Annotated in this window: 23 protein-coding genes; 18 read left to right on the forward strand and 5 right to left on the reverse strand. The window is 66.5% G+C overall.

The window, feature by feature from the left end; genetic code table 11:
* Positions 1 to 76 precede the first annotated feature (76 nt).
* The 7 genes from METUNV1_RS12740 to METUNV1_RS12770 all read left to right on the forward strand — a co-directional run bounded on the left by METUNV1_RS12740 (position 77) and on the right by METUNV1_RS12770 (position 6,216).
* The gene (locus METUNV1_RS12740; protein ID WP_008062360.1) at positions 77 to 1,048 is read left to right on the forward strand and encodes a chemotaxis protein; all 972 of its coding nucleotides are present in this window, start codon (positions 77 to 79) and stop codon (positions 1,046 to 1,048) included.
* Positions 1,049 to 1,067: 19 nt separating this feature from the next.
* Entirely contained in the window at positions 1,068 to 2,012 is a 945-nt protein-coding gene (locus METUNV1_RS12745; RefSeq protein WP_008062362.1) for a chemotaxis protein, read from the forward strand.
* Positions 2,013 to 2,027: 15 nt separating this feature from the next.
* Positions 2,028 to 2,426: a chemotaxis response regulator CheY gene (gene cheY, locus METUNV1_RS12750; protein WP_008062367.1), complete on the forward strand. Its 399-nt coding sequence runs from the start codon at positions 2,028 to 2,030 to the stop codon at positions 2,424 to 2,426.
* A 22-nt stretch (positions 2,427 to 2,448) separates the two neighbouring features.
* On the forward strand, positions 2,449 to 3,273 hold the full coding sequence (gene cheZ / locus METUNV1_RS12755) for a protein phosphatase CheZ (protein ID WP_008062369.1): 825 nt from the start codon (positions 2,449 to 2,451) through the stop codon (positions 3,271 to 3,273).
* A gap of 136 nt (positions 3,274 to 3,409) precedes the next feature.
* Complete coding sequence (locus METUNV1_RS12760; RefSeq protein ID WP_043359906.1) at positions 3,410 to 5,290, forward strand: chemotaxis protein CheA; 1,881 nt, start codon at positions 3,410 to 3,412, stop codon at positions 5,288 to 5,290.
* Positions 5,291 to 5,477: 187 nt separating this feature from the next.
* Positions 5,478 to 5,828, forward strand: coding sequence for a hypothetical protein (locus METUNV1_RS12765; RefSeq protein ID WP_008062373.1), 351 nt, complete (start codon positions 5,478 to 5,480; stop codon positions 5,826 to 5,828).
* 58 nt (positions 5,829 to 5,886) lie between these two features.
* Positions 5,887 to 6,216: a DUF3135 domain-containing protein gene (locus METUNV1_RS12770; protein WP_008062375.1), complete on the forward strand. Its 330-nt coding sequence runs from the start codon at positions 5,887 to 5,889 to the stop codon at positions 6,214 to 6,216.
* Positions 6,217 to 6,279: 63 nt separating this feature from the next.
* Here the strand turns inward: METUNV1_RS12770 and METUNV1_RS12775 are convergent, their stop codons facing one another.
* Complete coding sequence (locus tag METUNV1_RS12775) at positions 6,280 to 8,391, reverse strand: putative bifunctional diguanylate cyclase/phosphodiesterase (RefSeq protein WP_008062377.1); 2,112 nt, start codon at positions 8,389 to 8,391, stop codon at positions 6,280 to 6,282.
* A gap of 287 nt (positions 8,392 to 8,678) precedes the next feature.
* On the opposite strand from METUNV1_RS12775, the gene flhB reads away from it, so the two are divergent.
* The 4 genes from flhB to METUNV1_RS12795 all read left to right on the forward strand — a co-directional run bounded on the left by flhB (position 8,679) and on the right by METUNV1_RS12795 (position 15,210).
* On the forward strand, positions 8,679 to 9,869 hold the full coding sequence (gene flhB, locus METUNV1_RS12780; protein ID WP_008062379.1) for a flagellar biosynthesis protein FlhB: 1,191 nt from the start codon (positions 8,679 to 8,681) through the stop codon (positions 9,867 to 9,869).
* 301 nt (positions 9,870 to 10,170) lie between these two features.
* The gene (locus METUNV1_RS12785; RefSeq protein WP_197315209.1) at positions 10,171 to 11,898 is read left to right on the forward strand and encodes a methyl-accepting chemotaxis protein; all 1,728 of its coding nucleotides are present in this window, start codon (positions 10,171 to 10,173) and stop codon (positions 11,896 to 11,898) included.
* A 1-nt stretch (position 11,899) separates the two neighbouring features.
* Complete coding sequence (locus METUNV1_RS12790; protein WP_008062383.1) at positions 11,900 to 13,357, forward strand: chemotaxis protein CheW; 1,458 nt, start codon at positions 11,900 to 11,902, stop codon at positions 13,355 to 13,357.
* A gap of 212 nt (positions 13,358 to 13,569) precedes the next feature.
* The gene (locus METUNV1_RS12795; protein ID WP_008062394.1) at positions 13,570 to 15,210 is read left to right on the forward strand and encodes a methyl-accepting chemotaxis protein; all 1,641 of its coding nucleotides are present in this window, start codon (positions 13,570 to 13,572) and stop codon (positions 15,208 to 15,210) included.
* A 156-nt stretch (positions 15,211 to 15,366) separates the two neighbouring features.
* On the opposite strand, the gene METUNV1_RS12800 is transcribed toward METUNV1_RS12795, so the two are convergent.
* Positions 15,367 to 16,164, reverse strand: a complete 798-nt coding sequence (locus METUNV1_RS12800; protein ID WP_008062395.1) for an outer membrane lipoprotein — start codon at positions 16,162 to 16,164, stop codon at positions 15,367 to 15,369.
* A gap of 227 nt (positions 16,165 to 16,391) precedes the next feature.
* On the opposite strand from METUNV1_RS12800, the gene flhA reads away from it, so the two are divergent.
* The 6 genes from flhA to METUNV1_RS12830 are packed head-to-tail and all read left to right on the forward strand — an operon-like array spanning position 16,392 to position 23,245.
* Entirely contained in the window at positions 16,392 to 18,503 is a 2,112-nt protein-coding gene (flhA, locus tag METUNV1_RS12805) for a flagellar biosynthesis protein FlhA (RefSeq protein ID WP_081471362.1), read from the forward strand.
* The gene (gene flhF, locus METUNV1_RS12810) at positions 18,500 to 20,011 is read left to right on the forward strand and encodes a flagellar biosynthesis GTPase FlhF (protein WP_008062397.1); all 1,512 of its coding nucleotides are present in this window, start codon (positions 18,500 to 18,502) and stop codon (positions 20,009 to 20,011) included. The genes flhA and flhF overlap by 4 nt, the downstream gene beginning before the upstream one ends.
* Complete coding sequence (locus METUNV1_RS12815) at positions 20,004 to 20,891, forward strand: MinD/ParA family ATP-binding protein (protein WP_008062398.1); 888 nt, start codon at positions 20,004 to 20,006, stop codon at positions 20,889 to 20,891. The genes flhF and METUNV1_RS12815 overlap by 8 nt, the downstream gene beginning before the upstream one ends.
* A 32-nt stretch (positions 20,892 to 20,923) precedes the next feature.
* On the forward strand, positions 20,924 to 21,640 hold the full coding sequence (locus METUNV1_RS12820) for an RNA polymerase sigma factor FliA (protein ID WP_008062399.1): 717 nt from the start codon (positions 20,924 to 20,926) through the stop codon (positions 21,638 to 21,640).
* 10 nt (positions 21,641 to 21,650) lie between these two features.
* Positions 21,651 to 22,409 carry a flagellar motor protein gene (locus METUNV1_RS12825; protein WP_008062412.1) on the forward strand — a complete coding sequence of 253 codons (759 nt, stop codon included), beginning with the start codon at positions 21,651 to 21,653 and terminating at the stop codon, positions 22,407 to 22,409.
* A 5-nt stretch (positions 22,410 to 22,414) separates the two neighbouring features.
* Positions 22,415 to 23,245, forward strand: coding sequence for a flagellar motor protein MotB (locus METUNV1_RS12830; protein WP_008062414.1), 831 nt, complete (start codon positions 22,415 to 22,417; stop codon positions 23,243 to 23,245).
* Between the two features lie 258 nt (positions 23,246 to 23,503).
* Here the strand turns inward: METUNV1_RS12830 and METUNV1_RS12835 are convergent, their stop codons facing one another.
* The 3 genes from METUNV1_RS12835 to flgA all read right to left on the reverse strand — a co-directional run bounded on the left by METUNV1_RS12835 (position 23,504) and on the right by flgA (position 25,148).
* Positions 23,504 to 23,998 (reverse strand): flagella synthesis protein FlgN, encoded by a 495-nt coding sequence (locus tag METUNV1_RS12835; RefSeq protein ID WP_008062432.1) that lies wholly within the window; start codon positions 23,996 to 23,998, stop codon positions 23,504 to 23,506.
* Positions 23,998 to 24,312 (reverse strand): flagellar biosynthesis anti-sigma factor FlgM, encoded by a 315-nt coding sequence (gene flgM / locus METUNV1_RS12840; RefSeq protein WP_008062433.1) that lies wholly within the window; start codon positions 24,310 to 24,312, stop codon positions 23,998 to 24,000. The genes METUNV1_RS12835 and flgM overlap by 1 nt, the downstream gene beginning before the upstream one ends.
* Before the next feature lie 155 nt (positions 24,313 to 24,467).
* Positions 24,468 to 25,148, reverse strand: coding sequence for a flagellar basal body P-ring formation chaperone FlgA (gene flgA / locus METUNV1_RS12845; RefSeq protein WP_008062434.1), 681 nt, complete (start codon positions 25,146 to 25,148; stop codon positions 24,468 to 24,470).
* Positions 25,149 to 25,471: 323 nt separating this feature from the next.
* Here flgA and flgB point away from each other — a divergent pair, with 323 nt between their 5' ends.
* Complete coding sequence (gene flgB / locus METUNV1_RS12850; RefSeq protein WP_008062435.1) at positions 25,472 to 25,888, forward strand: flagellar basal body rod protein FlgB; 417 nt, start codon at positions 25,472 to 25,474, stop codon at positions 25,886 to 25,888.
* The last annotated feature ends 12 nt before the right edge of the window (positions 25,889 to 25,900 follow it).

Raw genomic sequence — 25,900 nt, forward strand, 5'->3', positions numbered from 1 at the left:
AGACTGTTCAGGCGTTGCCGTTAACACAGCTCATCGCGGTTGTTTTCGTGCGACAGACCAGACAGACGAGGCCGACATGTCAGAGTTGCTCAAGAATATCGATGCCCGCACCAAGCTCGCGGGCACCAACAAGCTCGAAATCCTGATGTTTTCGCTCGGCGTCGATTCCCGCACCGGGAAGCGCGAAACCTTCGGCATCAACGTGTTCAAGGTGCGCGAGGTCATGCGCACGCCGCCGGTCACCGCCGCGCCCGAGATGCCGCCGGCGGTCGAAGGCATGGTGAGCCTGCGCGGCGCACTGGTGCCGGTGGTCGATCTGGCCAAGTTCGCGCAGTTCCCGAGCGAAACGCCGCGCGACGTGATGATCGTGACCGAATACAACGGCCACACCCAGGGCTTCCTGGTCGAGTCGGTCGATACCATCCTGCGCCTGGACTGGTCGCAGATGCGGGTGCCGCCGGCCATGCTGACCGCCAATCTGGGCGGTCTGGTCACCGCGGTGACCGAGCTGCCTGACGGTCGTCTGGTCATGATGCTGGACGTCGAGAAGATCCTCTCGGAAACCGCGGACATCGACAACGACCTCGCGTTCAAGGACATCGAGCCGCTGGGCATCGAGGGCGCCACCGTGTTCTTCTGTGATGACTCCCCGGTGGCCCGCAACCAGATCACCCGCACGCTGGACCTGATGGGCGTCCGCTACGTGGGCGCAATCAACGGCGCCCAGATGTGGACCGAGCTGAAGAAGGTTGCCGCCTACGCCGAAGCGAGCAACCGCAAGGTGAGCGATCTGGTGAACATCATCCTGACCGACATCGAGATGCCGGAAATGGATGGCTACATCCTGACCAAGCACGTCAAGGCCGATCCGCGCTTCGCCGGCATTCCGGTGGTGATGCATTCCTCGCTGTCCTCCGGCTCCAACCAGCAGCTGGGCCGTTCGGTCGGCGTGGATGAATACGTTTCGAAGTTCGAGGCACAGCGTCTGGCGGAAACGATCAGCCGCCTGATTCGCCGTGGCAGCGGTGGCGACCGTGCCGCCGCCTGAACGAGACTGGAGACAGACGATGGACAGAACCGATCAGAACCTGCTCGAACAGGTCGATGCCCGTACCAAGCTGGCGGGCTCGAACAAGATGGAAATCCTGCTGTTCTCGCTCGGCACGCACGAGCTGTTCGGCATCAATGTTTTCAAGGTGCGTGAGGTCAGCCGCACGCCGACCGTCACCCCGACGCCCAATATGCCGGGTGGCGTGGAAGGCCTGATTTCGCTGCGCGGCAACGTGATTCCGGTGCTGTCGCTGGCCCGCATCATGAATCTGGACGGTGCGCCCGAAGGCATGGGCGGCGCCATGATGGTGACCGAGTACAGCAAGCGCACACTGGGCTTTCTGGTGCATGAAGTCGATCGCATCATCCGCGTCGACTGGGACCGCGTCCGTGCGCCGGAATCGGTGGTCACCAGCGAACAGCTCTACATCACCGCCATCACCGAACTGGACGACGGCCGCCTGGTGTCCATCCTGGACGTCGAAAGCATCATGGCCGGCACCTTCGGCGAAGCCGCGATCAGCGACATTCCGCCTCTGGGCGGCAATTACCAGCCCAATGTGTTCTTCGTCGATGACTCCGCGGTCGCCCGCAAGAAGATCGCCGAAGTGCTGGACAAGCTGAGCATCCGCCACAAGCACGCCACCAACGGCGCCGAAGCCTGGACCCGGCTCCAGGGCATGGCCGCGCATTCGTCGGCCACCGGCAACCCGCTGACCGACGAGATCGACCTCATTCTGGTTGACGCCGAAATGCCGGAGATGGATGGTTATGTGCTCACCCGGAACATCAAGAACGACCCGCGTTTTGCCGACATTCCGGTGGTGATGCACTCATCGCTGTCTTCGGAAGCCAACCGGGCGATGGGCAAGAGCGTCGGGGTGGATGCGTATGTGGCGAAGTTCGATGCCGAGGTGCTCGCCGACACGCTGCGTCCGCTGCTGGCAACACATAAAGCCTGAGAGAGGTAGTCACCCATGTCTGATCCCAAGATGAAATTTCTCGTTGTCGACGACTTCTCGACCATGCGCCGCATCGTGCGCAACCTGCTCAAGGAACTCGGTTTCACCAATGTCGATGAGGCCGAGGACGGCGTGATCGCGCTGCAGAAACTCAAGGCGGCAGAGTTCGACTTCGTGGTGACCGACTGGAACATGCCGAACATGACCGGCATCGAGTTGCTGCGTGCGATCCGGGCCGATGCGGCATTGAAATCGCTGCCGGTGCTCATGATCACCGCCGAGGCGAAGAAGGAAAACATCATCGAAGCCGCGCAGGCGGGCGCGTCGGGCTACATCGTGAAGCCCTTCACCGCCGGCACCATGAGCGAAAAGCTGAACAAGATTTTCGAGAAGATGAACCAGAAAGCCGCCTGAGGCTGAATCGGGAGAACGAACCGTGAAGAAGCTCAAGCTTGACGAGACCGGCGATTCCGACGATCTGCAGGCGCTGTTCGACAGCATTGCCAACGAGACGCCGCAGAAGGTAAGGCTGGAAGTGGTGCCGGAACCGGTGCTGACCGCCGGTGGCGACACCCCGGACCTTGAAGCGCTGTTCGACACCGTGGCCGGCGAATACGCCGCGACCCATGTCGAGTCGCACGAGGACAGCGATCACAGCTGCGAAATGGTGTTCAACAAGGTGGGGCATCTGGCCCGCCAGCTGCACGACACGCTGCGCGAACTGGGTTACGACCACGCGCTGGAGGATGTCGCGCAGCAGATGCCGGATGCGCGCAGCCGACTGAACTACGTCGCGCAGATGACCGAGAACGCGGCCAGCCGCGTGCTGAACGCCACCGACGTCGCCATTCCGATGCAGGACGACATCGAGAAGCGCTCCAGCCTGCTGCACGACCGCTGGGAAAAGCTGTACCGCAACGAACTGTCGGTCGAGGAGTTCAAGGCCCTGGCGACCGAAACCCGCGGCTTCCTGGGCGATGTGCCGGGTTTTGCCCGCGACACCCGCGCACAGTTGAACGAAATCATGATGGCGCAGGATTTTCAGGACCTGACCGGTCAGGTCATCAAGAAAATCGTAGAAATGTCGCAAAAGCTGGAGAGCGGTCTGCTTCAGGTGCTGATCGAGGCAATGCCGGCGGAAAAGCGCGCCGCGACGCCGGAAGGGCTGCTCAACGGGCCGGTGATCAATGCCGAAGGTCGCAACGACGTGGTCACCAGCCAGGAACAGGTCGACGATCTGCTCGAAAGCCTCGGCTTCTGAGCGGAACGCCCACAACAGCACGAACAGGGACGGCCGGCAGATCGGATGAATGCCGGGACCGTGACAACAGGTGCAGTCGGGCAGGGGCCGGGAGCGGCCGCTGCCACAGGAGCGAAACATGAGTGACTTTCAGGGCATGGAAGATCTGCTGCAGGACTTTCTGGTCGAAGCAACCGACCTGCTGTCCGGCGTGGATAACAAGCTGGTGGATCTTGAAAAGACCCCGGGCGACCGCGGGCTGCTGAACGAGATCTTCCGCGGCTTCCACACCATCAAGGGCGGTGCGGGCTTCCTGAATGCGCACGAGCTGGTTGCGCTCTGCCACCTGACCGAAAACCTGTTCGACAAGCTGCGCAATGGCGAAATGAACGTGACGCCGGTGCTGATGGACGTCATTCTCGACGCCACCGCCATCGTGCGCGACATGTTCGGCGCGCTCGAACGCGGCATGCAGCCGTCGGCGGCTGACGCCGGCGTGATGAGCCGCCTGCGTTCGGCGCTGGCCGGCGAACTGACCGCTGCCAAGGAATCCGTGGCCGCTCCGGCTGCGCCGGTCGCCCGGGCCATGCCGTCCGCACCGGCGGCACCGGTCGGCAGCGAACCCGACTGGGTGGCCCTGCATCAGGCGGTGACCGGTGTCGTGCCGTCCGCGCCGCAGGCCGTGCCCGAACCGGCCGCCGCCCGTTCGGCCAACGATGGTGAAGTGGCCGCCGTGGTCAATGCCGCCTTCGGCCGCCGCGCCGGCGACCGTCCGGGCGCACCGGCGCCGACCGGCCGTCGCGACGCCGAAAAGGGCCGCGACAACTCGATCCGGGTCGATACCTCGCGTCTGGATCAGGTGCTGAACCTGTCGGGCGAAATCGGCCTGACCAAGAACCGCCTCACCTCGCTGCGCGCCGACATTCTGGCCGGCAAGAGCGACAGCGACACGCTCCACGCGCTGGACGCCGCGGTGAGTCAGCTCGATCTGCTGGTGTCCGATCTGCAGAACGCGGTGATGAAAACCCGCATGCAGCCGATCGGCCGCCTGTTCCAGAAGTACCCCCGCATCGCCCGCGACCTCGCCCGCAATCTGGGCAAGGACGTCGAACTGGCGCTGGTCGGTGAAGAGACCGAAATCGACAAGACCATGATTGAGGACCTGTCGGACCCGATCATCCACCTCATCCGCAATGCGGTCGATCATGGCGTGGAAACGCCGGACGAGCGCATGGCTCAGGGCAAGTCCGGCAAGTCGGTCGTGCGCCTCGAAGCGCGCCAGGAAGGCGATCACATCGTCATCATGGTGGCCGACGACGGCCGCGGCATGAACGCCGAACGCCTGCGTGCCAAGGCGCTGGAGAAGGGTCTCATCACCGACGAGGAAGCGAACACGCTGGACGAGCGCGCGAGCCTGAACCTGGTGTTCCTGCCCGGTTTCTCGACCGCCGCCACGGTGTCCGACGTGTCCGGCCGCGGCGTCGGCATGGATGTGGTGAAGACCAATATCCAGAAGCTGAACGGCTCGATCGAAATCCGCTCGGTGCAGGGCAAGGGCACCACCTTCGTGATTTCGCTGCCGCTGACGCTGGCCATCCTGCCGGTGCTGCTGGTGCGTCTGGCCGAACAGCACTTCGCGGTGCCGCTGTCGATGGTGCGCGAAATCCTGCCGATCCAGCAGGAAGACATCCAGGAAGTCGGCGGTCGCGCCACCATGGTGGTGCGCGGCGAGGTGATGCCGGTGCTGCCGCTGGCCCGCCTGCTGGGCTGGCCGCAGAAGAACCATCCGCAGTACGGCGTGCTGATGCAGTCGGCCGAGTCGTCCTTCATCCTGGCGATCGACAACTTCGCCGGCCGCGAGGACGCGGTGATCAAGAGCCTGGACGATTTCCGCCCGAAGGGCGTGGCCGGTGTGACCACGCTGTCCAACGGTCAGATCGTGCTCATCCTCGACATGAAGGAACTGCTCGGCTCGATGGGCGACACCCGCGGCGTGTCCCGCTCCAGCCTGCTCGGCAACGTGGCCCGCGCCGCCTGACCGACACTGTTTCAGACGCGTTTCAGCGAGCCCGTCCAGGCGCAAGCCGGACGGGCTTTTTCCTTTTGCAGACTGGGTTTTCTGGAAGTTCGCCTCGCAATCTCTCTGCCCCTAAAGAAGTCCTGCGGGCCCGTCGATAAGAAGACATAACCGGCACTTCGCCGATCGATCCAGAGGGAGTCCCATCATGGCCGAAGCAACCCTGATCCAGCCGATTTCGTCCCCGTTTCCCGCTGCAGCCATGCTGCCCGCCGCCAGCGTGCAGGCTCACCACGCCGAAATCATGCGTCTGATGGACGCCATCGATACGCTGGGCAGCGAAGCCATGGTGGCGGCGATGAATCTTGCCGGTGCCGCGGGCGAGGAAGAGGCGCGCGGTCTGTTCATGCGCGCCCAGGAAGTGCGCGCATGGGTGCAGACCACGCTGGACATGGTGCACACCGACGCGCTGTGCCCGGATCTCGCCGGCCAGCTCGCCTATCAGGGTGTCGAACAGGCGGCCCGGCTGGTCGCCGCGCGTGAAACCCTGCCGCGCTGAATGCGCCGACTGTCTGTTCCAATCGCCGTAGCAAGACCGATACGGCCGAGGACACCGAGTGTCGAAAAATCCTGAGCAGGACTTCGATTTTGACGTCTGGAAAGAGCTGGCTCATTCCGACCCCCAGACCTATTTCGCGGAGCGACGGCGCGTGATCGAACAATTCATCAATACCTGCCCGCCGGACAAGCAGGCGGTGCTGCGCGACCTGCAGGTGCGCATCGACGCGCACCGCGCCATGGCCGGTTCGCCCAATCAGTCGCTGCGCGAACTGTCGCGCATGATGGAAGACTATCTGCTGGCGCTGTCCGAGCGCCTGATGGCGCTGCACCGCGAAACCTCTTCGCTGCAGACCTCGCTGCGGCAGGGCCTGCGCGGCTCCAACTGAACGCTGAAGTCGCACGGTGTCAGCGGCCCGTCTGCGGACGGGCCGCTGTCGTTTACGCGGTGCTCATTTCGCTGCCGGCGCTGCGGTCCATTCGGTCGGCGGCTGCCAGCCGGCGATCCAGGCCGCCAGATCCTCCGCCGGCATCGGCCGCGCGATGCCGAAGCCCTGGCCCTGTTCGCAGCCCATGGCCAGCAGCGCGCAGCCGTGCGCCACGGTTTCCACGCCTTCGGCGATCAGTTCCCGACCGAAGGCGTGCGCCAGGCCGACAATGCCCTGCACGATGGCGCGATCGTCGCGGTCGGCCAGCATGTCGCGCACGAAGCTGCAGTCGATCTTGATCGTTTCCGCAGGCAGGCGTTTCAAATACACCAGCGACGAGTAGCCGGTGCCGAAATCGTCCACCGCGAAACGCACCCCCAGCCGGTGACAGTCCTGCATCACCACCGCGACGTCATTGATGTCGTCCAGCGCGCTGGTTTCGAGCAGTTCCAGTTCAAGCCGTTCGGGAGGCGCGTCCGGGTGGCTGGCCAGCGTTGCGGCCAGTGCTTCGGCGAAGCCGCGCTGCTGAAGGTTGCGGCCGTTCAGATTCACGCTCACCGTCAGCGCATCCAGACCCTGGGCGCGCCAGACCGCCATCCTGTTCAGGGCCTGATCGAGTACCCAGCGGTCCAGTTCGGCGGCCAGCTGATGACCTTCGGTCTGCGGCAGGAAGGCGGCAGGCGAGAGCAGGCCGCGCTGCGGATGACGCCAGCGGATCAGCGCTTCCACGCCGATGACCTGGCCGCTGCGCATGTTCACCTTGGGCTGGTAGAACAGTTCGAATTCGCCGCAGCGCAGCCCGCGTGCGATGTCCTCCAGCTGTTCGCTGCGTGAGCGCGCGCGCTCGTGCAGGTCGGGGTCGAACAGGTGGTAGCGGTTCTTGCCGGCCTGCTTGGCTTCGTACATCGCGCGGTCGGCATGCCGGATGAGCTGTTCCGCGTCTACGTTGTCCTGCGGGTAGAGCGCCACGCCGATGCTGGCGGACACCTGCACGCTTTCGCCCTTCACGAAGAAGGGCTCGGTGCATACCCGCAGCACCCGGTCGACCAGCTGCACGCACTCGTTGTGATTGCGCAGTCCGACCAGTACCGCGACGAACTCGTCGCCGCCCATGCGGGCGAGCGTGTCGGTTTCCCGCAGCTGACTGCTCACCCTGCGCGCGAGCAGTACCAGCAGTTCGTCGCCGGCGTCGTGCCCGAGGCGATCATTCACCGCCTTGAATCCGTCGAGATCGAGGTAGAGCACCGCCACCCAGTCGTCGCTGCGACGGCTGGCATTGATCGCCTGCACCAGACGGTCTGACAGCAGCAGCCGGTTGGGCAGGTCGGTCAGCGCGTCGAAGTGCGCCAGATGTTCGAGCGTTTCCTGCTGCCGGCGCAGCGGCGTCACGTCGCTTACCAGCACCACGTAATTCTGCGTCTGCCCCTGCTCGTTGCGCACCGCGCTGATCTTGACCAGGCTGGCGAAGCTTTCTCCGTCCTGCCGGCGGCTCCACGCTTCGCCCTGCCAGTGACCGGTCTGCGCCAGCGCGTTCAGGATGATTTCGAATTCGGCCGGTCCCTGCCGGCTGGATGCGAACATGTCGGGCGTACGCCCGATGATCTGCGGCCGCTCGAAGCCGGTGATCCGGCAGAAGGCTTCGTTCACGTCGACGATGCGGCCGTGCGGATCGACGATGACGATGCCTTCGCTGGTGTGGCTGAACACGCTGGCGGTCAGTCTGAACCGGGCATTTGCGTCCTTCTGCGCGGTGATGTCCCGCGCGATCTTGGAGGCGCCGATGATGCGGCCGGTTGCGTCACGCACCGGAGACACCGATACCGATACGTGGATGCGCCGACCGTCGCGGTGCAGCCGCTCGGTCTCGTAGTGGTCGACTTTCTCGCCGTGACGGATCTTGTCGAGGATGAAGTCCTCTTCCGCCACGCGCTCGGGCGGGAACAGCCTGAGCATCGGCTGGTGCAGCATGTCCTGCTCGCTGTAGCCGAACATGCGGGTGGCACCGGCGTTCCAGCTGGTGATGCGCCCGTCCAGCGTCTTGCTGACGATGGCGTCGTCCGACGATTCGAAGATGGCCCGGAAGTGTTCCGGCGCACCGGCGATGTTGGGCGGGGCTGATTCTTCTGCTGCGCACACCGCGGGGTCGGGGCGGTGTGCAGATCCGGACTGACCGGTCTTTGATTCGTGCATGGCCTTCCTTGGGGCGGGATGGCGTCCCGCGCGTGCGCTCTTTTTTACATCAATCTCTTGTTTACGCCATGAAGCGGCCTCGGATTGAGCAAAATTCCGTGTCTACGCGCCTGGTGGCGCGACCGCTGCGGCTGGCACCGGCACAGATGAGGGCCGCTTGACCCGCTGTTCCGTCGATTGCCGCGGCGTGTGGCGCGGCATCATGTGATGGTTGCCCCTCCGGATCTGCGCACGTGGCAGAAGAAAGCGATCTCGAAAAAACCGAACCAGCGTCACAGCGACGACTGGAACAGGCGCGCGAAGAAGGCCAGGTGCCGAATTCGCGCGAACTGGCGACCTTTCTCGTCACCATCACCGGCGTGGCCGGCATGTATGCGCTGGCCGGGTGGATGTGGCCGCGCAGCGCCCAGCTGCTGCGCGACGGCCTGACGGTGGACCGGCGCGCCATCTTCGATCCGGCCGCCATGTTCACGCTGCTGATCGACCGATCGATAGACGGTCTGGTCCTGCTGGCGCCGCTGTTCATCGCACTGCTGGTGGCGGCCTTCATTTCGCCCTTCCTGATGGCGGGCTGGAACTTCGCGCCCAAGGCGCTGGAACCGAAGTTCTCGAAGCTCAATCCGGCTGCCGGGCTCAAACGCATGTTTTCCTCCACCGCAGCGGTGGAACTGGCCAAGGGCGTGGGCAAGGCCACCCTGGTCGGCAGCGTGGCGGTGTGGGTGGTCATGCGCGACCACGAAAAGCTGTTCGCCCTGTTCGGCGCGCCGATCGACATCGCGCTCGGCGCCACCGGCGATCTCATCATCACCGCAACGCTGATGCTGGTGGCCGGCATGGGTCTCATCGTCGCGATCGACGTGCCCTTCCAGCTCTGGCACTACCACTCCGAACTGAAGATGACCAAGGAGGAGGCGCGCCAGGAGTTCAAGGAGCAGGAAGGCGATCCGCAGGTGAAGGGGCGCATCCGGCAGCAGCAGCGCGAAATGGCGCGCAACCGCATGATGGCCAACGTACCCAAGGCCGACGTGGTGGTGACCAACCCGACCCACTATTCGGTGGCCCTGCGCTATGAAGCGGCCAGGGGCGGCGCGCCGCGTGTGGTGGCCAAGGGGGCAGGCGAGGTCGCGCTGCGCATCCGCACGCTGGCGGCCGAACATGGCGTGCCGCTGGTCGAGGCTCCGCCGCTGGCGCGCGCACTGCACAAGCACTGCGAACTGGAGCAGGAAGTCCCGGCCCGGCTGTTTCGCGCGGTGGCCGAGGTGCTGGCCTACGTCTATCAGCTGAACGAAGCCTTTGCCCGGGGCGGCGAAGTGCCGCGGGCGCCGGGTGATCTGCCGGTGCCGCCCGATCTCGATCCGGGTGCCGATGCCGCGGAGCGGGAGGACGAGAACCCGACCGGCGGGCCTGCCCGCGACGCGACCTGAGCGCTGCGCCCACCGCCCCGCTGGCAGCCGCCCCTCCTCAGTCGCGTATTGTCGCCTTCATCAACAACTGTTCCAGTCGGCAGCTCCGCGCTTCACCTCCCTGTTTCCCAGTCCGATAGACATGAATTGTTAGTCCGGACCTTCCCGGGGCGATGCGAATACGTGGTTATTTTCCCCGCATGCACCTCAAGTGTGCATATGACGCCGCCGTTAGACATCCCTGGTCATGGGAAAAGCACGCGGCGGCCGCTTGAGCCGCTCATTCAGGGAGCGGCAAACGATGGTGGGTCGCAGCAGCGGAATGACCGAACAGGTCGCAGAGGCCGGCGAAACGCTGGAAATGAACGACTCGACCGGCAGTGACGCCTTTCTTCTGGCGGCACTGCACGGCAGTCAGGCGGTGGCCGAATTCGACCTCGACGGCAACATACTGAGTGCGAACCGAAACTTCCTCTCCTTGCTCGGCTATGAAGCAGCCGAGGTGGCCGGCCAGCATCACCGCATGTTCGTGGCCGAGGGTGAGGCGGATACGCCGGCCTATCGCGACTTCTGGAAGAAACTGGGGCGCGGCGAGTGCGACCGCGGTGAATACCTCCGCTGCGCGCGCGACGGTCGGCCCGTCTGGATACAGGCGAGCTACAACCCGGTGTGCGACGGTGGCGGGCGACCGGTGCGGGTGGTGACGTTCGCGATGGACGTGACCGAGCGCCGACGCCGGTTGGCGGACGACGCCGGCAAGCTGGCGGCGATAGACCGCAGCCAGGCGGTGATCGAATTCGATCTTGCCGGCACCATCCTGAGCGCCAACGAGAATTTCCTGGATCTGATGGGCTACCGGATGGAGGACATCCGCGGCCTGCATCACCGCACTTTCGTCGCGCCGGAGCAGGCAGGCTCCGCAGAGTACCAGGCGTTCTGGGAACGCCTGGGGCGCGGCGAATTCAGTTCCGGCGAGTACAGGCGCATCGGGCGGGACGGTCGCGAGGTGTGGATACAGGCCTCCTACAACCCGGTATTCGACCCGCGCGGCCGCCCGGTCAAGGTGGTGAAGTTCGCCACCGACGTGACCGAGGCCAAGCTGCGCAATGCCGAGTTCCAGGCCAAGGTGGCGGCGATGGATCTGGGCCAGGCGGTGATCGAGTTCGATCTGGACGGCCACGTCGTCAGCGCCAACCGCAACTTCCTCGCCGCCATCGGCTACACCCTGCGCGAAATCCAGGGCCAGCATCACAGCATGTTCTGCAGTGACGAGTACCGGCAGAGCCGCGAGTACCGTGACTTCTGGCTGCGCCTGAACGAAGGCCAGTTCGTCAGCGGACGCTTTCACCGGGTCGGCAAGTACGGCCGCGACGTCTACATCCAGGCCACCTACAACCCGATCTTCGACCTCGGCGGCCGGGTGATGAAGGTGGTGAAGTACGCCTACGACGTGACGAAGGAAGTCGAACTGGAAAAGCGCATCACGTCGAAATCCAGTGAAATGATGGTCAGTGTGCGTGCGCTGGTCGACAGCATCGGCGCCATCGCGGGCAGTTCGGGCAGCGCGTCGGAAACCGCCAGCCAGTCGGCCGCTGCCGCCGAAGCGGGTCACCGGGCGGTGCATCAGTCGATGGCGTCGATCGACCGCATACAGGCCAGTTCCAGCAAGGTGTCGGAAATCGTGCGGGTGATCGGCGACATCGCCAACCAGACCAATCTGCTTGCCTTCAATGCCGCCATCGAGGCTGCACGCGCGGGACAGCACGGCGTCGGTTTTTCGGTGGTGGCGGCCGAAGTGCGCAAGCTGGCCGAGCGCAGTTCCGACGCGGCCAAGGAGATCTCGTCGCTGATCGAATCCTCGGTCGTGCAGGTGAACCAGGGCGCCGAAGTCAGCAAGTCGGCAGCCAGCAGCTTCGAAGGCATCATGAGCAGCGTGCAGGCCACCGCCTTCAGTGTCATGGAGATCGCAGAATCCACGCAGCGGCAGCGGCAGATGGCTGACGAGGTGTCGTCGCTGATCGAGGCGCTCGCCCGCGACGTGAGCCACTGACGTGAGCGCAACCGGCTACGGCGTGTTCCGTCGCGGTCCGCTGCAGCTGGCCCTGCCGCTGGCGGCCCTGCGCGAGGTGGTGCCGTGCGCCGGGCTCAGCGCACTGCCTTGCGCCGCCCCCTGCGTGGTCGGCGGGCTGGACCTGCGGGGTACCGTGCTCCCGGTGATCGATCTGGGTCGCCTGATCAATGCCGCCGATGCGCCGAGTGCCGGCGCCGGCAACATCGTGGTCATGCTGAGCGAGGGGCAGCTGCTGGGCCTGATGGCCGACACCGTGACCGGCATTTTCGAGTGCGAACAGTCCGGGCTGAGCCGCCTGAGTCAGGCGGCGGGCGAGCCCTCGCTGCTGTCCGGTGCCTTCCGGCGCCCGGACGACGCCTCCCTGGTCAGCGTGCTGTCGGTCGACGCGCTCGCGTCATTGCCCGGCGTGCCGCGCGTGATCGATCCGCGCGGTGAAACGGCGCCTGCCGCTGCCGGGCACGCGGAAGCGGCCGTGCACCTGATCCTGGTGCGTACCGGCGATCTGTCCTTCGCGCTGCCATCCGTCCACGTCCAGGCGACGCTGCTCGACCCGCCGCTGCAGGCGTCGCCGCTGAGTGCGGGCTGCTGTCACGGCGTGATCGAACACGCAGGGCGGAAGATTCCGGCGCTCGATCTGGCCGCGTTCTGCGGTTTCGACGCCCTGCCTGCGCAACGGTTGCGCCAGGCGCTGGTGCTCGATCTCGACCGCGGCCAGGTCGCCATGCTGATCGAGGAAGTGGTCGACGTGGTGCGTACCGACCTGGCCTGTACCGCAGGTACTTCACGTGCCGCGCTGCCCGAGGCGGACCTGTTCGCCGGCGTGCTGTCGCTGGATGTGCTGCCCGCGCATCCGGTGCGCGCGGTCACGCGCCAGAAAGGGTTCTATCTGCTGCTGGATGACACGCGTCTGATCGGTCACCCGATGCTGCAGGGGCTGGCGGCGCTGAACACGCCGGTGGCGGGTGCGACCGACCGGCGGGAATCCGATGGCCGGGCCGCGCAGCCGGCGCAGCGGGTGATCACCTACGACATCGGCGTGGAAGTGGCTTCACCGATCGAACAGATCGCTGAAATCCTGCCCTGGTGTCCGGACGAGGCGCTGGGCAGCGCTGCCGCGGGCCGTGCCGCCCTGGTGGTCAGCCGCGGCCGCAGCATTCCGACCTGGTGTCTCAGTTCGATCTTCGGCCGCCCGGTTCCGCCGCTGTCGCCCTCCGCCAGCGTACTGGTGGTCGAGCACGAGGGCGCGCTGGTCGGCTTTTCGGTGTCCCGGCTGGTGTCGATAGACCAGGCGCAGCCGCCGCGCGGCGAGGGCCGGAAGGCATCTGCCGCCGCCGGGCTGCACGCCTTTGACCATCGCATGGTGGGCGGTGCCGACGACGCCCGCATGATCAGTCTGATGGACCTGCAACGGATCGCCGCCTCGCTGGAAGCGGCCTGAACCCGGCATCCCCGTAACCGGTCGCGGACCGCAGGCCCGCGCCATCTCCCGGTCATTCGCTCCTGCCCACCGGCAGGCGGCCGCGCGCGCCGTGTGTCCATTGACCCCAAGGTTCTTGTGGTTTTCAGGGTGTGTCCGCTCAAGTCCTCGCCCGGCGGGCCGTTCACACTGGTGCGTATTACTTTGGTAACAGGTTACTTCCCGGAGACAGTATGAAGAACCTCAGTATCTCGGCGCGTCTGGCCCTTGGCTTTGGCCTGATTGCCGTCATTTTCGCGCTCGTGGCCGTCTTCATTGCGCTGCGTGCTTCCAGCATGGCCGATCTGGCGCGTGACATCGACGAGCGCACGCAGCCCGAGGTCGAGGCGATTGCCGACCTGAATGCCGCGGTCCAGCGCGTGCGGGTCAATCTGCGCAGCGGCATCATCGAAACCGGCGATGCCGAAATGTCCCAGGTGCGTGAATTGCTGAAGGACAGCTACGCCGAACTGGACGCGGCGAACAGACGGCTGGCTGCGCTGGTGTCCAGCGGCACCGGCAGCGACGGCGAAGAGACCCAGGCCATGGCCCGGCTGACCGAGCATCTTGCGCAATTCCGCCGGATTTCCGATCAGGTGGCCGAGCACGCTTTCGCAAACCGTAATCAGGACGCCAACGCACTGCTGCACACCGCGCATGCGCCGGCTGCGCAGGCGATCAATGCGTCCACCCGCGAAATGCGCGAGCTCACCCGCGCCCGGAACAGCGTGGCGCTCGAACAGATGAAGAGTGCGACGGCCAGCCTGAAGCAGGTGGTGATTGCGGCCGGCGTGATCGTGATCGCCATCGCTTTCGGCGTCTGGTTCGCCATCACCCGCAGCGTGGGCAGCCAGCTCAGCCAGACGCTGGCTGCGGTGAAGCGGATTTCCGCCGGAGACCTGACCCAGGACGTGCGTGCCGAGGGCAACAGCGAGCTGGCCCAGCTGCTGCGCGAAGTACAGTCCATGCAGAATGCGCTGCGCACCATGGTGCGCGCCATCGGCGACGCCACCGGCAAGCTGGGGCAATCGGCCCAGCACCTGTCCGGCGCCACCCAGCAGGTGCGCGCGTCGGCCGACAGCCAGGCCGAACTGGCGGCCTCCATGGCCGCCTCGCTGGAGGAAATGTCCACCTCGATCACTCATGTCAGCGAACTGAGCGCCGAAGCGAGTTCCGAGTCGGGGGTGGCCGGTCATCACGCCTCCCTGGGGGCCGGCGACATCGGCCGCATGGTGGACCAGATCCGTCAGGTGACTGAAGGCATCGAACAGAGTGCTGCCCGCGCGGAAGCGCTGGGCGGAGAAGTGGCCGACATCACCCGCATCGTGCATGTGATCCGCGACGTGGCGGACCAGACCAATCTGCTGGCGCTGAATGCCGCGATCGAGGCAGCCCGTGCCGGTGAAATGGGGCGCGGCTTCGCGGTGGTGGCCGATGAGGTGCGCAAGCTGGCGGAACAGTCCGGCCGCTCGGCCAAGGAAATCGCTGAAATGGTCGGGCGCATCCAGTCCGGCGCCAGTGACGTGGCCGGGCAGATGCAGGCCACGGTGCTGCGCGTGCATGAAGGTCTGCAGACCGCCGAACAGGGGCGCGCCAAGGTGCTCGACATCGACGTCCATGCGCAGCGGGTGGTGGGCACCATCAGCGAAGTGTCCGGCGGGCTGAAGGAACAGGCGATCGCCAGCCAGGATCTGGCCCAGCGGGTGGAGCAGATCGTGCAGATCGTGGAAGAGAACGCCGGTGCCGCGGCATCGGTGGCGGAGTCGGCCAACGAACTGGCGGCGCTGTCCGGCCAGCTGGGCGAGCAGGTGAGCCGCTTCCGCATCGCCGCCTGAGGCCCGCAGGGTCGCACCACCCGACCGCCGCGCCGTCAGGAAGAGGCCGCAGGCCGCGCAAGCGGCGCTGCGGCCTCGTTCATTTCCGTGTCCAAAAAAACGGGCGCCGTGCAGCGCCCGAAGGGGTCATCTTAATAGGACGGGAAGGCAGGCGGTTCAGTAGTCCGCCGCCAGCAGACGGCCGCCTTGCAGCTTTACCCGGTCACCGGTACGCCAGACCGGCGCGCTGTCCAGCGACACCGTCCGGTATTCGCCGTTTTCCATGCGTACGCCCACCTCCCAGCGCGATACGGTGCGCTGGGTCTTTTCGACCTGGTGACCGGCATAGGCGCCACCGGCGATGCCGATCAGGGTGGCGATGGTGCGGCCGCTGCCCTTGCCGACCTGATTGCCGAGCAGACCGCCGACCACGCCGCCGGCCGCCGCGCCCAGGCCGCTCGGATCGGCCGGCGCCTTCACTTCGCGCACCGATTCGACCTGACCGCAGTCGGCGCAGACTGGCGCCGGTGCGCGTTCGGCCACCGGAGGCGGCGGCAGGGTGCTGCCTGCCACCGGCGCGGGAATCACATCGATGCCCGGGTCGTAGCGCCGGTCAGCGACCTTGACCGTGCGCGGCGCGTCTTCTTCGCTGGCCACCGCCGGCGCGTGATGCACCGCCGGCTTGCTGTGCGTGCGCCGTTCGGCGACCGGCTTGCGCGGAGCGCTGTCCGGCGCTGCTGCGGCGGGCGGCGGCGCGACTGTCTGCGCCGCGGCGGCGACCGGGGCTTCCGGCGCGGGCGGCGTGGCGACCGGTGCGGCGGCGGTGGCGACCACGGCCGGTTCGGCCGGCCGCGGGTCCATCACGCCGGTCAGTTTCGCGATGCCGACCGCGCTGAAGGCGGTCACCGAAACCGCCGCCACCCACAGGGCGGGGTGCAGCGAACGGGCGGGGGCGGTATGGGCCTGGGTATTCATCTGTTTCTCCTCACGGGGTGAGCGCTGTCCTCTCGGGGACGACGCGTGCAAGTAACGCATGCCCGCGTGAATGAATCCGACCGCTCTTTGTAAGGGTGTTTTGCGCTTGGTAACAAACCGCGTGCCCGGGCGAAGGACGGCGTCCCGGGTCCGATGCGTTCAATAGCCGGGTAAAACCCCGCTTCTTTTCCGGGTTTGATTGACGCCGCCTGCGATGAAATGTCGTCATGGCTTCGTCCCTCTCGCTCCGTCAGGCAATCGGCTCACCGAACATCCGGCAGATGGCCGCGCCGCTGCTCATCGTCCTCATCCTGTCGATGATGGTGCTGCCGCTGCCCACCTTCGTGCTGGACGTGTTCTTCACGTTCAACATCGCGATGTCGGTGATGGTGATGCTGGTGGCGCTGTACACGACGAAGGCGCTTGATTTTTCGGTGTTTCCGACCGTTCTGCTGGTGACCACGCTGCTTCGCCTGTCGCTCAACGTGGCGTCCACCCGGGTGGTGCTGCTGGAAGGTCATACCGGCCCGGACGCGGCCGGCAAGGTGATCGAGGCCTTCGGTCACTTCCTGGTCGGCGGCAACTACGCGGTGGGCATCATCGTGTTCGTCATCCTGACCGTCATCAACTTCGTGGTGGTGACCAAGGGTGCGGGCCGGATCGCCGAAGTGGGGGCACGCTTCACGCTGGACGCGATGCCCGGCAAGCAGATGGCGATCGACGCCGACCTGAACGCCGGCCTGATCGGTGAGGACGAAGCGCGCCGCCGCCGCCGCGAGATCGCCGACGAAGCGGATTTCTACGGCTCGATGGACGGTGCATCGAAGTTCGTTCGCGGCGATGCGGTGGCCGGCATCCTCATCCTGCTCATCAACATGGTGGGTGGCATGCTGATCGGCATCATGGAACACGACATGAGCGCCGGTCAGGCCGCCAAGTCCTACGTGATGCTGACCATTGGCGACGGTCTGGTGGCCCAGATTCCCGCGCTGGTCATTTCCATTGCCGCCGGTCTGGTGGTGTCGCGCGTCGGCAGCGAAGGCGACGTGGGCGGCCAGGTGATTTCCCAGCTGTTCGGCAATCCGCGCGTGCTGGCCATTTCCGGTGGCATTCTGGCCATGATGGGCATGATTCCCGGCATGCCCAACTTCGTGTTCCTGCTGATGGCGGGCGGTCTGGGCTATCTGGCCTGGCGTGGCATGCAGCAGCAGGCGGCACCCAAGACGCGCGAGGCGGCGGAGAAGGCGGCTGCGGAAAGGGCGGCCGCCACCCAGGCGGTGGTGCCGCCGGAACAGCAGGAAGCGGCCTGGAGCGACGTGGTGCCGGTCGATACGCTGGGTCTGGAAGTGGGCTACCGGCTGATTCCGCTGGTCGACCGCGGTCAGGACGGCGAACTGCTGAAGCGCATCCGCGGCCTGCGCAAGAAGTTCGCGGCCGAGATCGGTTTCCTGACCGCGCCGGTTCACATCCGCGACAACCTCGAACTGAAGCCCAACGGCTACCGCATCACGCTCAAGGGCGTGGACGTCGGCAGCGGCGAGGCGTATCCGGGCAGCCTGATGGCGATCAACCCGGGCCGCGTGGCCGGTTCGCTGCCCGGCCGCGAGGCGCGCGACCCGGCCTTCGGCCTGCCTGCGGTCTGGATCGAGCAGGGGCTGCGCGAGCAGGCGCACGCGCTCGGCTACACCGTGGTCGATGCGTCCACCGTCATCGCCACCCATCTGAACCACCTCATCCTGACCCACGCTTCGGAACTGTTCGGCCGCCAGGAAGCGCAGTCGCTGCTGGAACACCTGAGCAAGGAGCAGCCCAAGCTGGTCGAGGACCTGGTGCCCAAGGCGCTGCCGCTGTCGGTGGTGCAGCGCGTGCTGCAGAGCCTGCTGGAAGAGGGCGTGGCCATCCGCGACATGCGCTCCATCATCGAAACGCTGGCCGAATTCGCGCCGCGCACGCAGGACCCGCTGGAACTCACCTCCCGCGTGCGTGTGGCGCTGGGGCGCGCCATCGTGCAGCAGCTGTTCCCCGGCGCCAGCGACGTGCAGGTCATGGTGCTCGACCCGGGCCTGGAGCGGCTGCTCGGGCAGGCGCTGGGCGGTGGCGGCGACGGCTCGGTGATCGAGCCGGGTCTGGCCGACACGCTGATGAACGAAGTCGCCCGCAGCGCGCAGAACCAGGAAGAGATGGGGCTGCCCGCGGTGCTGCTGGTGCCGGCGCCGCTGCGCTGGCTGCTGTCGCGCTTCCTGCGCCGTGCGGTGCCCAGCCTCAAGGTGCTCGCCAATTCCGAAGTTCCTGAATCCCGGACCATCAAGGTCACTGCTGTCATCGGAGTCAAATCATGACGCCTCGCAAGTATCTGGCTGCCACCGCCCGCGACGCCCTGCGCCGCATCAAGGAAGACCTTGGTCCCGACGCCATCGTGCTGTCGAACCGTCCGGTCGAGGGCGGCGTGGAAATTCTCGCGCTGCCGGCGAATGCGCTGGAGGCGATGACCGCACCGGCGAAGAAGCCGGCGGCTCCGCCGCCGGTGGCCGAGCCGTCCCCGGCGCGCGCCCTGCCCGCGATGTCCGATGCCGACGACGACTTCGAAGTCACGCTGTCCAGCAGCCTTGCGTCGCGCCGTGCCGCACCGGCGGTGGAGCCGCGCGACGAAGTGCGTGCGCCGAAGCCGTGGCAGCCTTACCGTCCGCGTCCGGCTACGCCGGCTGAACTGCGCGATATGGCGCGTTCGCGCCAGCAGCAGGCGCCGGCCAACGAACAGCTCGAAGCCCACGCCGAAGTGCCGCTGCGCCGTCCCGCGGCCGAGCCCGAGCTGGCGCCGCGCCGTGCCGCGCCGCAGGCACCGGCGGTGCAGCCGGCCGCTGCGGCCGAACGCGCGCCGGAACTGGACGCCGCGCTGCGCGAAGAACTGGGCAGCATCCGCCGCATGCTGGAACAGCAGCTCGCCGGTTTCGCCTGGGGTGAAATGTCGCGCACCTCGCCGATCAAGACCTCGCTGGCTGCCGAAATGCTCGAATCCGGCTTCAGTGCGGTCACCACCTACCGGCTGCTCGACCAGCTGGCCAGTTCCGACTCGCTGGCCGCTGCGCGCAACGAACTGCGCACGCTGATCGGCCGCGACCTGATCACGCTCAATTCCGACGCCGACATCATCGACCGCGGCGGCGTCTATGCGCTGGTCGGCCCGACCGGCGTCGGCAAGACCACCACCACCGCCAAGCTCGCCGCCCGCTGCGTGGTGCGTCACGGCGCCGACAAGGTGGCCCTGCTCACCACCGACGGCTACCGGATCGGCGCCCACGAACAGCTGCGTATCTACGGCCGCATCCTCGGCGTGCCGGTGCATGCGGTGCGCGACGCGTCCGACCTGCGCCGCATGCTGGTCGAACTGCGCGACAAGCACATGGTGCTGATCGACACCGTCGGCATGAGCCAGCGCGACCGCGCGGTGGCCGAACAGATCGCGATGCTGTCCTCGAGCGGCGATGTGCGCCGCCTGCTTCTGCTCAATTCTGTCGCCCGCGCCGACGCGCTGGACGACGTGGTGCGCGCCTACTCGGCACCGAATGGCGGCGCCGATCTGGCCGGTGCGATCATCAGCAAGGTCGATGAGTCGGTCACGCTGGGCCCGGTGCTGGACGTGCTGATGCGCCACCAGCTGCCGCTGTACTACGTGGCCAACGGTCAGCGCGTGCCGGAAGACCTGCACCTGCCGAACCGGGCCTATCTGATGCACCGCGCGCTGCGTGCCGCGGGCGAAGACTCTTCCCAGCACCTGAATCCCCAGGACGCCGGCCTTCTGATGGCTGCATCCCGCCGTGACCTGCGCAGCGAGGTGAGCCGTGGCTGATCTGATGCACGACCAGGCGGCTGGCCTGCGCGCGCTGTTCCGCCGTTTTCCGTGTCAGCGGGTAGCCTTCGCCGGCGCCGTGCCGGCGGCCGGCAGTACCTCGCTGGCAGTGGCCACTGCCATCGAAGCCGCCCGCAGCGGCCTGCGGGTGACGCTGATCGACGAACACCAGGGCGCCGGCTCGGCCACCGCCCGGCTGGGCCTGACTTCGCGCATCGATCTGCTGCAAGTGCTCAACCGCGACGCGCCGCTGTCGGCAGTGCGCATCGCCTCCCAGCACGGCGTGGTGGTGGTGCCGGCCGCACGGCTCGCCGCAGCGTCCCGCCAGCTGAACCGTCTGCAGACCGAAGCGCTGGACGATGCGCTGATCGAACTGACCCGCGACACCGAACTGCTGGTGATCGACTGCGCGGTCGAGGACGGCCAGCTGTCGGCGCTCGCCCGCCGTGCCGACCGGCTGGCGGTGGTGACCGCCGCCTCCGGCGCCAGCATCACGGCCGCCTATGCGCTGATCAAGCGGCATCTGGCCGGCGCCACGCCGGTCGGCGCCGGGCGCGCCATCCCGGTCCACGTTGGGGTCAGCCGCGCGCGTTCGGTGGCCGACGCCCGCCAGGCCTTTGCCAGCCTGAATGGCGTGGTGAGCGAACATCTCGGGTCCGCGCTGCACTGGCTGGGCTGCCTGCCGGCCGGTTACCAGCGGCCGGTGTTCTCGGTGGCCGGTGAAGACGCGCTCAAGACCGGTCGGGATCTTGCCGAAAAGCTCTTCGTGACCCGCGAAGCGGACAAAACCGGTATGTTGTCGGCCCTGAACGAACCGCTGGCGGACCACCGCAGCGACCGGGGAGGGCGTGCAGGCGAGCTTCCGGCCCGCGTGGCCTGACTGCACGGCGACCCGCAGCAGAGGACAGAATCATGTACACCGCATCCGGAACACTGGACCGCGACCAGCTCGCCAAACATTACGCGCCGCTGGTCAAGCGCATCGCCTATCACCTGATGGCCAAGCTGCCGGCCAGCGTGCAGGTCGAGGACATCATCCAGAACGGCATGCTGGGCCTGCTCGACGCGATGAGCCGCTACGAGGAAGGGCTGGGCGCGCAGTTCGAAACCTACGCGGTTCAGCGCATCCGCGGCGCCATGCTGGACGGCCTGCGCGAGAACGACTGGCTGCCGCGCAGTCTGCGTCGCGACATGCGCCGCATCGAATCCGCCATCCACACGCTGGAACAGCAGAAGGGCCGCCAGCCGACCGAAGGCGAACTGGCCGAATCGCTGGGCATGCCGCTGGGCGAGTACCAGAAGATGCTGCAGGAGGCGCGCGGCTATCAGCTGGTGTATTTCGAGGACTTCACCGACGGCGACGACGATGATTACCTCGACCGCCACAGCGTGGGCACCGAAGACCTGGATCCGCTGGAGCGCCTGCTCGACAAGAACATGCGCGACGTGCTGGTGAAGGCGATCGGTGACCTGCCGGAACGCGAAAAGACGGTGATGGGCCTCTATTACGAGGAAGACCTGAACCTGCGCGAAATCGGCGAAATTCTCGGCGTATCGGAATCGCGCGTCTGCCAGCTGCACAGCCAGGCCATCGCCCGCCTGCGCAGCCGCATCGCTGCCCGCGGCTGAGCCCATTCCCGTGCGCGCAGATCGCATCAGCATTGCCGGCCTGCTGCTCGGGCTGGCCGCCATCATGGTCGGTCAGGTGCTGGAAGGCGGCAGCCTGTCGTCGCTGTTCCAGCCCGCCGCCTTCGTCATCGTGATCGGCGGCACCCTGGGCGCGACCATGCTGCAGACCCGCTATCCCATCTTCATCCGCGGCATGCGCATGGGCAGCTGGGCCTTCGCCGCACCCGCGGTGTCGACCGAAAGCCTGATCCGCAAGCTGGTGGCGTGGTCGCATCTGGCGCGCCGTGACGGCGTGCTGGCACTGGAAAAGCAGATGGGCAGCGAAACCGACCCCTTCTTCCAGAAGGCGGTGCAGCTGCTGATCGACGGCGCCGATGCGAATCGGCTGCGCGACGTGATGGAGGTCGAACTGACCACCTACGAAAACACGCTGCGCCAGTCCGCCCGGGTGTGGGATTCGGCCGCCGGCTATGCGCCGACCGTGGGCATCATGGGTGCGGTGCTGGGTCTCATCCACGTGATGGAAAACCTCGGCGATCCGACCCGGCTGGGCGCCGGCATCGCCACTGCCTTCGTCGCCACCATTTATGGCGTGGGCAGTGCCAACCTGGTCTTCCTGCCGATAGGCCGCAAGCTGCAGACCCATGTGTCGCAGCTGATCACGCTGCGCGAGCTGTTCATCGACGGTCTGGTGGCCATCGCCAACGGCGACAATCCGCGCATCGTCGAGAGCCGACTGCTGGGCTACGTGGCCCGGATTCCGGACTGAAGGCCATGCGTCGCAAGCGCCGCTACGTGCCGGATTCGGACGAGAATCACGATCGCTGGCTGGTGTCCTACGCCGACCTCGTGACGCTGCTGTTCGCCTTCTTCGTCGTGATGTACGCGATCTCTCAGGTCAACGAAGGCAAGTACCGGGTGCTGAGCGCGTCGCTGAACAGCGCTTTCGCCGCCAAGGACGGCGTGCAGCTGATCGAACTGCCGACCGTTGCGGCGCCCCGCAGCGCCCTGCAGGTCGAGCTGGAACAGCTGCGTCAGGCGCGGGCCGCGCAGAAGGAGAAGGAAAGACGCGAGCGCGCGCAGCGCACGATGACCGAACTGACCGAGGCCCTGTCCGCGCTCACCCGTGAGGGGCAGGCCACGGTGACCGACGGGGCGCTCGGCATCACGGTCGATCTCGACGCCACCTTCCTGTTCGGCCGCGGCCAGACGGTGCTGGAGCCGGCTGCGCGCGACATCATCACGGCCATTGCCGGCGTACTGCTCTATACCGATTACCCGCTGGTGATCGAAGGCCACACCGACAGCCTGCAGCCGGCACCCGGTGCGCTGTCGAACTGGGCCATCTCGGCGCTGCGCGCTGCGGCGGTGACCCAAGTGTTCGAGGAGCAGGGGGTGATACCGGCAAGGCTGACCGCGGCAGGTCTTGCCGATCAGCGGCCGATTGCCGGCAACGACAGCGAAGAGGGTCGGGCGAAGAACCGTCGCGTGTCGATACGCATCGAAACCTATTCGAATGATCGCGCGGCGCTCAACGGCAAACCGGCCAACACGCCGGTCGAGGTGCCGGAAGGCGCGCTCGGCTCCAGCTTCCCCAAACTCTGATCGAGGAGGGGCGTCCTCGACGCTCGCGCGTCGTCAGTTGCGGAGTGCGTCGCCCTCTGCTGTTTCCGGCACCTGCCGGACTGAAGCCTTCGTTCTGCGGCGTCCGGCTCATTGCGGGCGTCCGCCGCATGAGGCGGCGCTGACGCTATTTCGTGCGCATTGATGAAAAAGTGCGCGCGATGACGCATCCCCGCCGACACAGGGTGTCGCCAGTTCAGACTTCGTAACGGGCGTGAGCGGTGGGATCCGACGCGCGCGTCAGGCGCTGCCGAAGGAGCGACGGCTGGTCAGCGTGGTCGATTGTCCGTCCGGCCCGTAGGTCGAGGCCTGTTCCGCTGCCGACATCAGCACGGCCAGAGCCTGCTGGCTGGACTTCATCTGCGCGCGGATCATTTCGCCGTTTGACTGGTTGGCGTCGTGTGCTTCACGCGCCAGCGCCAGCAGGTCGGCGAAAGGCTGGCGGCAGGCGGCCCATTCCGGGCCGCTGGCAAACAGCGCGTCGAGCGCTTCTTTCGACGTCTGCGTACCCGCGCGCGCGATCAGCGCGCTGCGCGCATCACCCAACTGCGACAGCCGTGCATAGGCTTCCGACTTGCGCGCGGCGAGCGCGGGCAGGGTGTCGATGTCACCGCTCAGCAGCGCCGCATGCTCTGCACGCAAATGACCGAGGGCCACGCGCAGGGTCGCGGCTTCCTCGGTCATCAGGGCGGACAGCCGCGCGGCGATCTGCGCGGCCAGTTCTGCAGACAGCATCAGGTGGCCGGTCGGGCGTTCAGCATCTGCCGCACGCTTTCGATCAGGCTGTCGGCCACGCGATCCGCGTTGACCTTGAAGCGACCGTCGGCGATGGCCTGCTTGATTTCATCCACGCGCGCGCTGTCGACCACCGGCACGTTGGAGATGGTGGCTTCCAGTTCCCGCAGGCGGGAAGAGGTACCCGAAATGTCGATCTGCGCGCCGGGGGCCGAGGCGGCCGAGGTAGCGGAGGTCGAACTGCTGCTGGAGCTGCTGCGCGCGGCCGAAGACGGCGCGGGGCCCAGCGGTTTTCCAGTTCCGTCGATTTTCACGATGAACCCTTTCCTAAGACGTTCGAATCGTATTACGACCCTGCCCTGAAAAAACTTTAGAACTTTTTGTAGGGAGTCGTCTTACATCGATGCTTCATCGTGACTATATCAAGCGTGGGGGCGGCCCCACGAGGAATTACTTGCCGCTCGCCGGCTCAGTACATCACCTCGACGATGCCGCCCGGTCGTGCTATGCCGCTCACCACCTGGCCGCTGCCGGTGCGCACCTGAACCGTCTGGCCGGCCTGGGCGGTGGCCAGCGCCTTGCCGTCATGGCTGACCGCAAAGCCGCTGCCCCGGGCAATCAGCTTCACGATCTGCCCCTGCTGTACGGCCGGCGGTGCGCGCAGCCAGTCTGCGCGCAGAGGCTGGCCGGCGCCGATGGCCACCTGCACCGATTGGCCGACCGCCTGCTGGGCATCGATGATCATATTGGGCGGCAGTTCGGTCAGATCGCCGCGCATGAAGGCGTAGTCGCCTTCGGCAATCACCTGCCCGCGACCGAGCGCACGGGCGGCCACCAGATATTCGCCTTCGACGCGGACCCGCGATGGAATATAGACAGTCCAGTTCGCACCCTGGGTACAGCGCACGCCGACATTGATGCGCCCCCACGCGCGGCTGCCGGTTGGCAGGAACACTTCGTGGGCGCTACAGGCACCGAGTGCCAGCCGGGCATCCGGCTGGCCCACTTCGATCACCGCCTTGCCCGGCACGCCAGCGGTCTGCGCGATCAGGAAGCTGCTGACGCTGGCGCGCAGCGTGTCGGTGCTCAGCTGCGCGGACGCAGCGGAGCACGCAAGAGCGAGGAGGAGGGCGGCAGGCCAGCGGAACATGTGGGCGGATCTCATCGGACGGTGACACAGGCAGTTTTCATTGCAGCACGGAAAGGCGCGGTCCGGTACCCGGAATAGCCACCCAAGGGCCGCCCTGTTCCGGCCGGAAGCGGCAAGGCTGCCGGTCAGCCCTGCCGCGCCGGCAGCAAATCCTTTGCCGGCGCGGGTTTGCGCCGCGGTCAAGTTTTGCCGCGGCAAAGCTTGCCGGCGAAATGCGGCAGAAGCAGTGGAAAGAAGGGGTGGCGGCCGTCCTTTTTTGCCGTTTCCGCCGGCCGTGACCCGCTTACAGTCGCTGGCACGATAGCTGCAATGGATGGTCCATCATGCCGACCCCGCTCGACCGCCTTCTCGATCTTCCGCAAGCCGCCCTCGGCGTGCGTGCCGCGCGCCAGCAGCAGCTGGCTTCGAACATCGCCAATGCCGACACGCCGCACTACAAGGCGCGCGATCTCGATTTCAAGAGCGCGCTGGAGAGCGCGATGGGCGGCAAGGCCGGTGCCGGCGGTCCGGTGGAGCTGGCCCGCACATCCAGCCGCCACATCGATGCCAAGGGCAATGGCGGCGCTTTCGAACAGGCCATGAAGTACCGCACCGAAACCCAGTCCAGCGTCGACGGCAACACGGTAGACATGGATATCGAGCGCTCCGCTTTTGCCGAGAACTCGGTGCAGTACGAAGCGCTGCTCACCTTCATCAGCGGCCGCCTGCGCACCATGCAGCAGGCCGTCCAGGGCCAGTAAGGAGACTGAATC

This window comes from Methyloversatilis universalis FAM5 (assembly GCF_000214035.2).
In the GTDB taxonomy this organism is placed as follows: Bacteria; Pseudomonadota; Gammaproteobacteria; order Burkholderiales; family Rhodocyclaceae; genus Methyloversatilis; species Methyloversatilis universalis.

Excerpts from the sequence above, each read along its gene's own strand:
- METUNV1_RS12740 (WP_008062360.1), top strand. The coding sequence starts at position 77 with ATGTCAGAGTTGCTCAAGAATATCGATGCCCGCACCAAGCTCGCGGGC.
- METUNV1_RS12745 (WP_008062362.1), top strand. The coding sequence starts at position 1,068 with ATGGACAGAACCGATCAGAACCTGCTCGAACAGGTCGATGCCCGTACC.
- cheY (WP_008062367.1), top strand. The coding sequence starts at position 2,028 with ATGTCTGATCCCAAGATGAAATTTCTCGTTGTCGACGACTTCTCGACC.
- METUNV1_RS12760 (WP_043359906.1), top strand. The coding sequence starts at position 3,410 with ATGGAAGATCTGCTGCAGGACTTTCTGGTCGAAGCAACCGACCTGCTG.
- METUNV1_RS12765 (WP_008062373.1), top strand. The coding sequence starts at position 5,478 with ATGGCCGAAGCAACCCTGATCCAGCCGATTTCGTCCCCGTTTCCCGCT.
- METUNV1_RS12785 (WP_197315209.1), top strand. The coding sequence starts at position 10,171 with ATGACCGAACAGGTCGCAGAGGCCGGCGAAACGCTGGAAATGAACGAC.
- METUNV1_RS12795 (WP_008062394.1), top strand. The coding sequence starts at position 13,570 with ATGAAGAACCTCAGTATCTCGGCGCGTCTGGCCCTTGGCTTTGGCCTG.
- METUNV1_RS12800 (WP_008062395.1), bottom strand. The coding sequence starts at position 16,164 with ATGAATACCCAGGCCCATACCGCCCCCGCCCGTTCGCTGCACCCCGCC.
- flhA (WP_081471362.1), top strand. The coding sequence starts at position 16,392 with ATGGCTTCGTCCCTCTCGCTCCGTCAGGCAATCGGCTCACCGAACATC.
- flhF (WP_008062397.1), top strand. The coding sequence starts at position 18,500 with ATGACGCCTCGCAAGTATCTGGCTGCCACCGCCCGCGACGCCCTGCGC.
- METUNV1_RS12820 (WP_008062399.1), top strand. The coding sequence starts at position 20,924 with ATGTACACCGCATCCGGAACACTGGACCGCGACCAGCTCGCCAAACAT.
- METUNV1_RS12830 (WP_008062414.1), top strand. The coding sequence starts at position 22,415 with ATGCGTCGCAAGCGCCGCTACGTGCCGGATTCGGACGAGAATCACGAT.
- METUNV1_RS12835 (WP_008062432.1), bottom strand. The coding sequence starts at position 23,998 with ATGCTGTCTGCAGAACTGGCCGCGCAGATCGCCGCGCGGCTGTCCGCC.
- flgA (WP_008062434.1), bottom strand. The coding sequence starts at position 25,148 with ATGTTCCGCTGGCCTGCCGCCCTCCTCCTCGCTCTTGCGTGCTCCGCT.
- flgB (WP_008062435.1), top strand. The coding sequence starts at position 25,472 with ATGCCGACCCCGCTCGACCGCCTTCTCGATCTTCCGCAAGCCGCCCTC.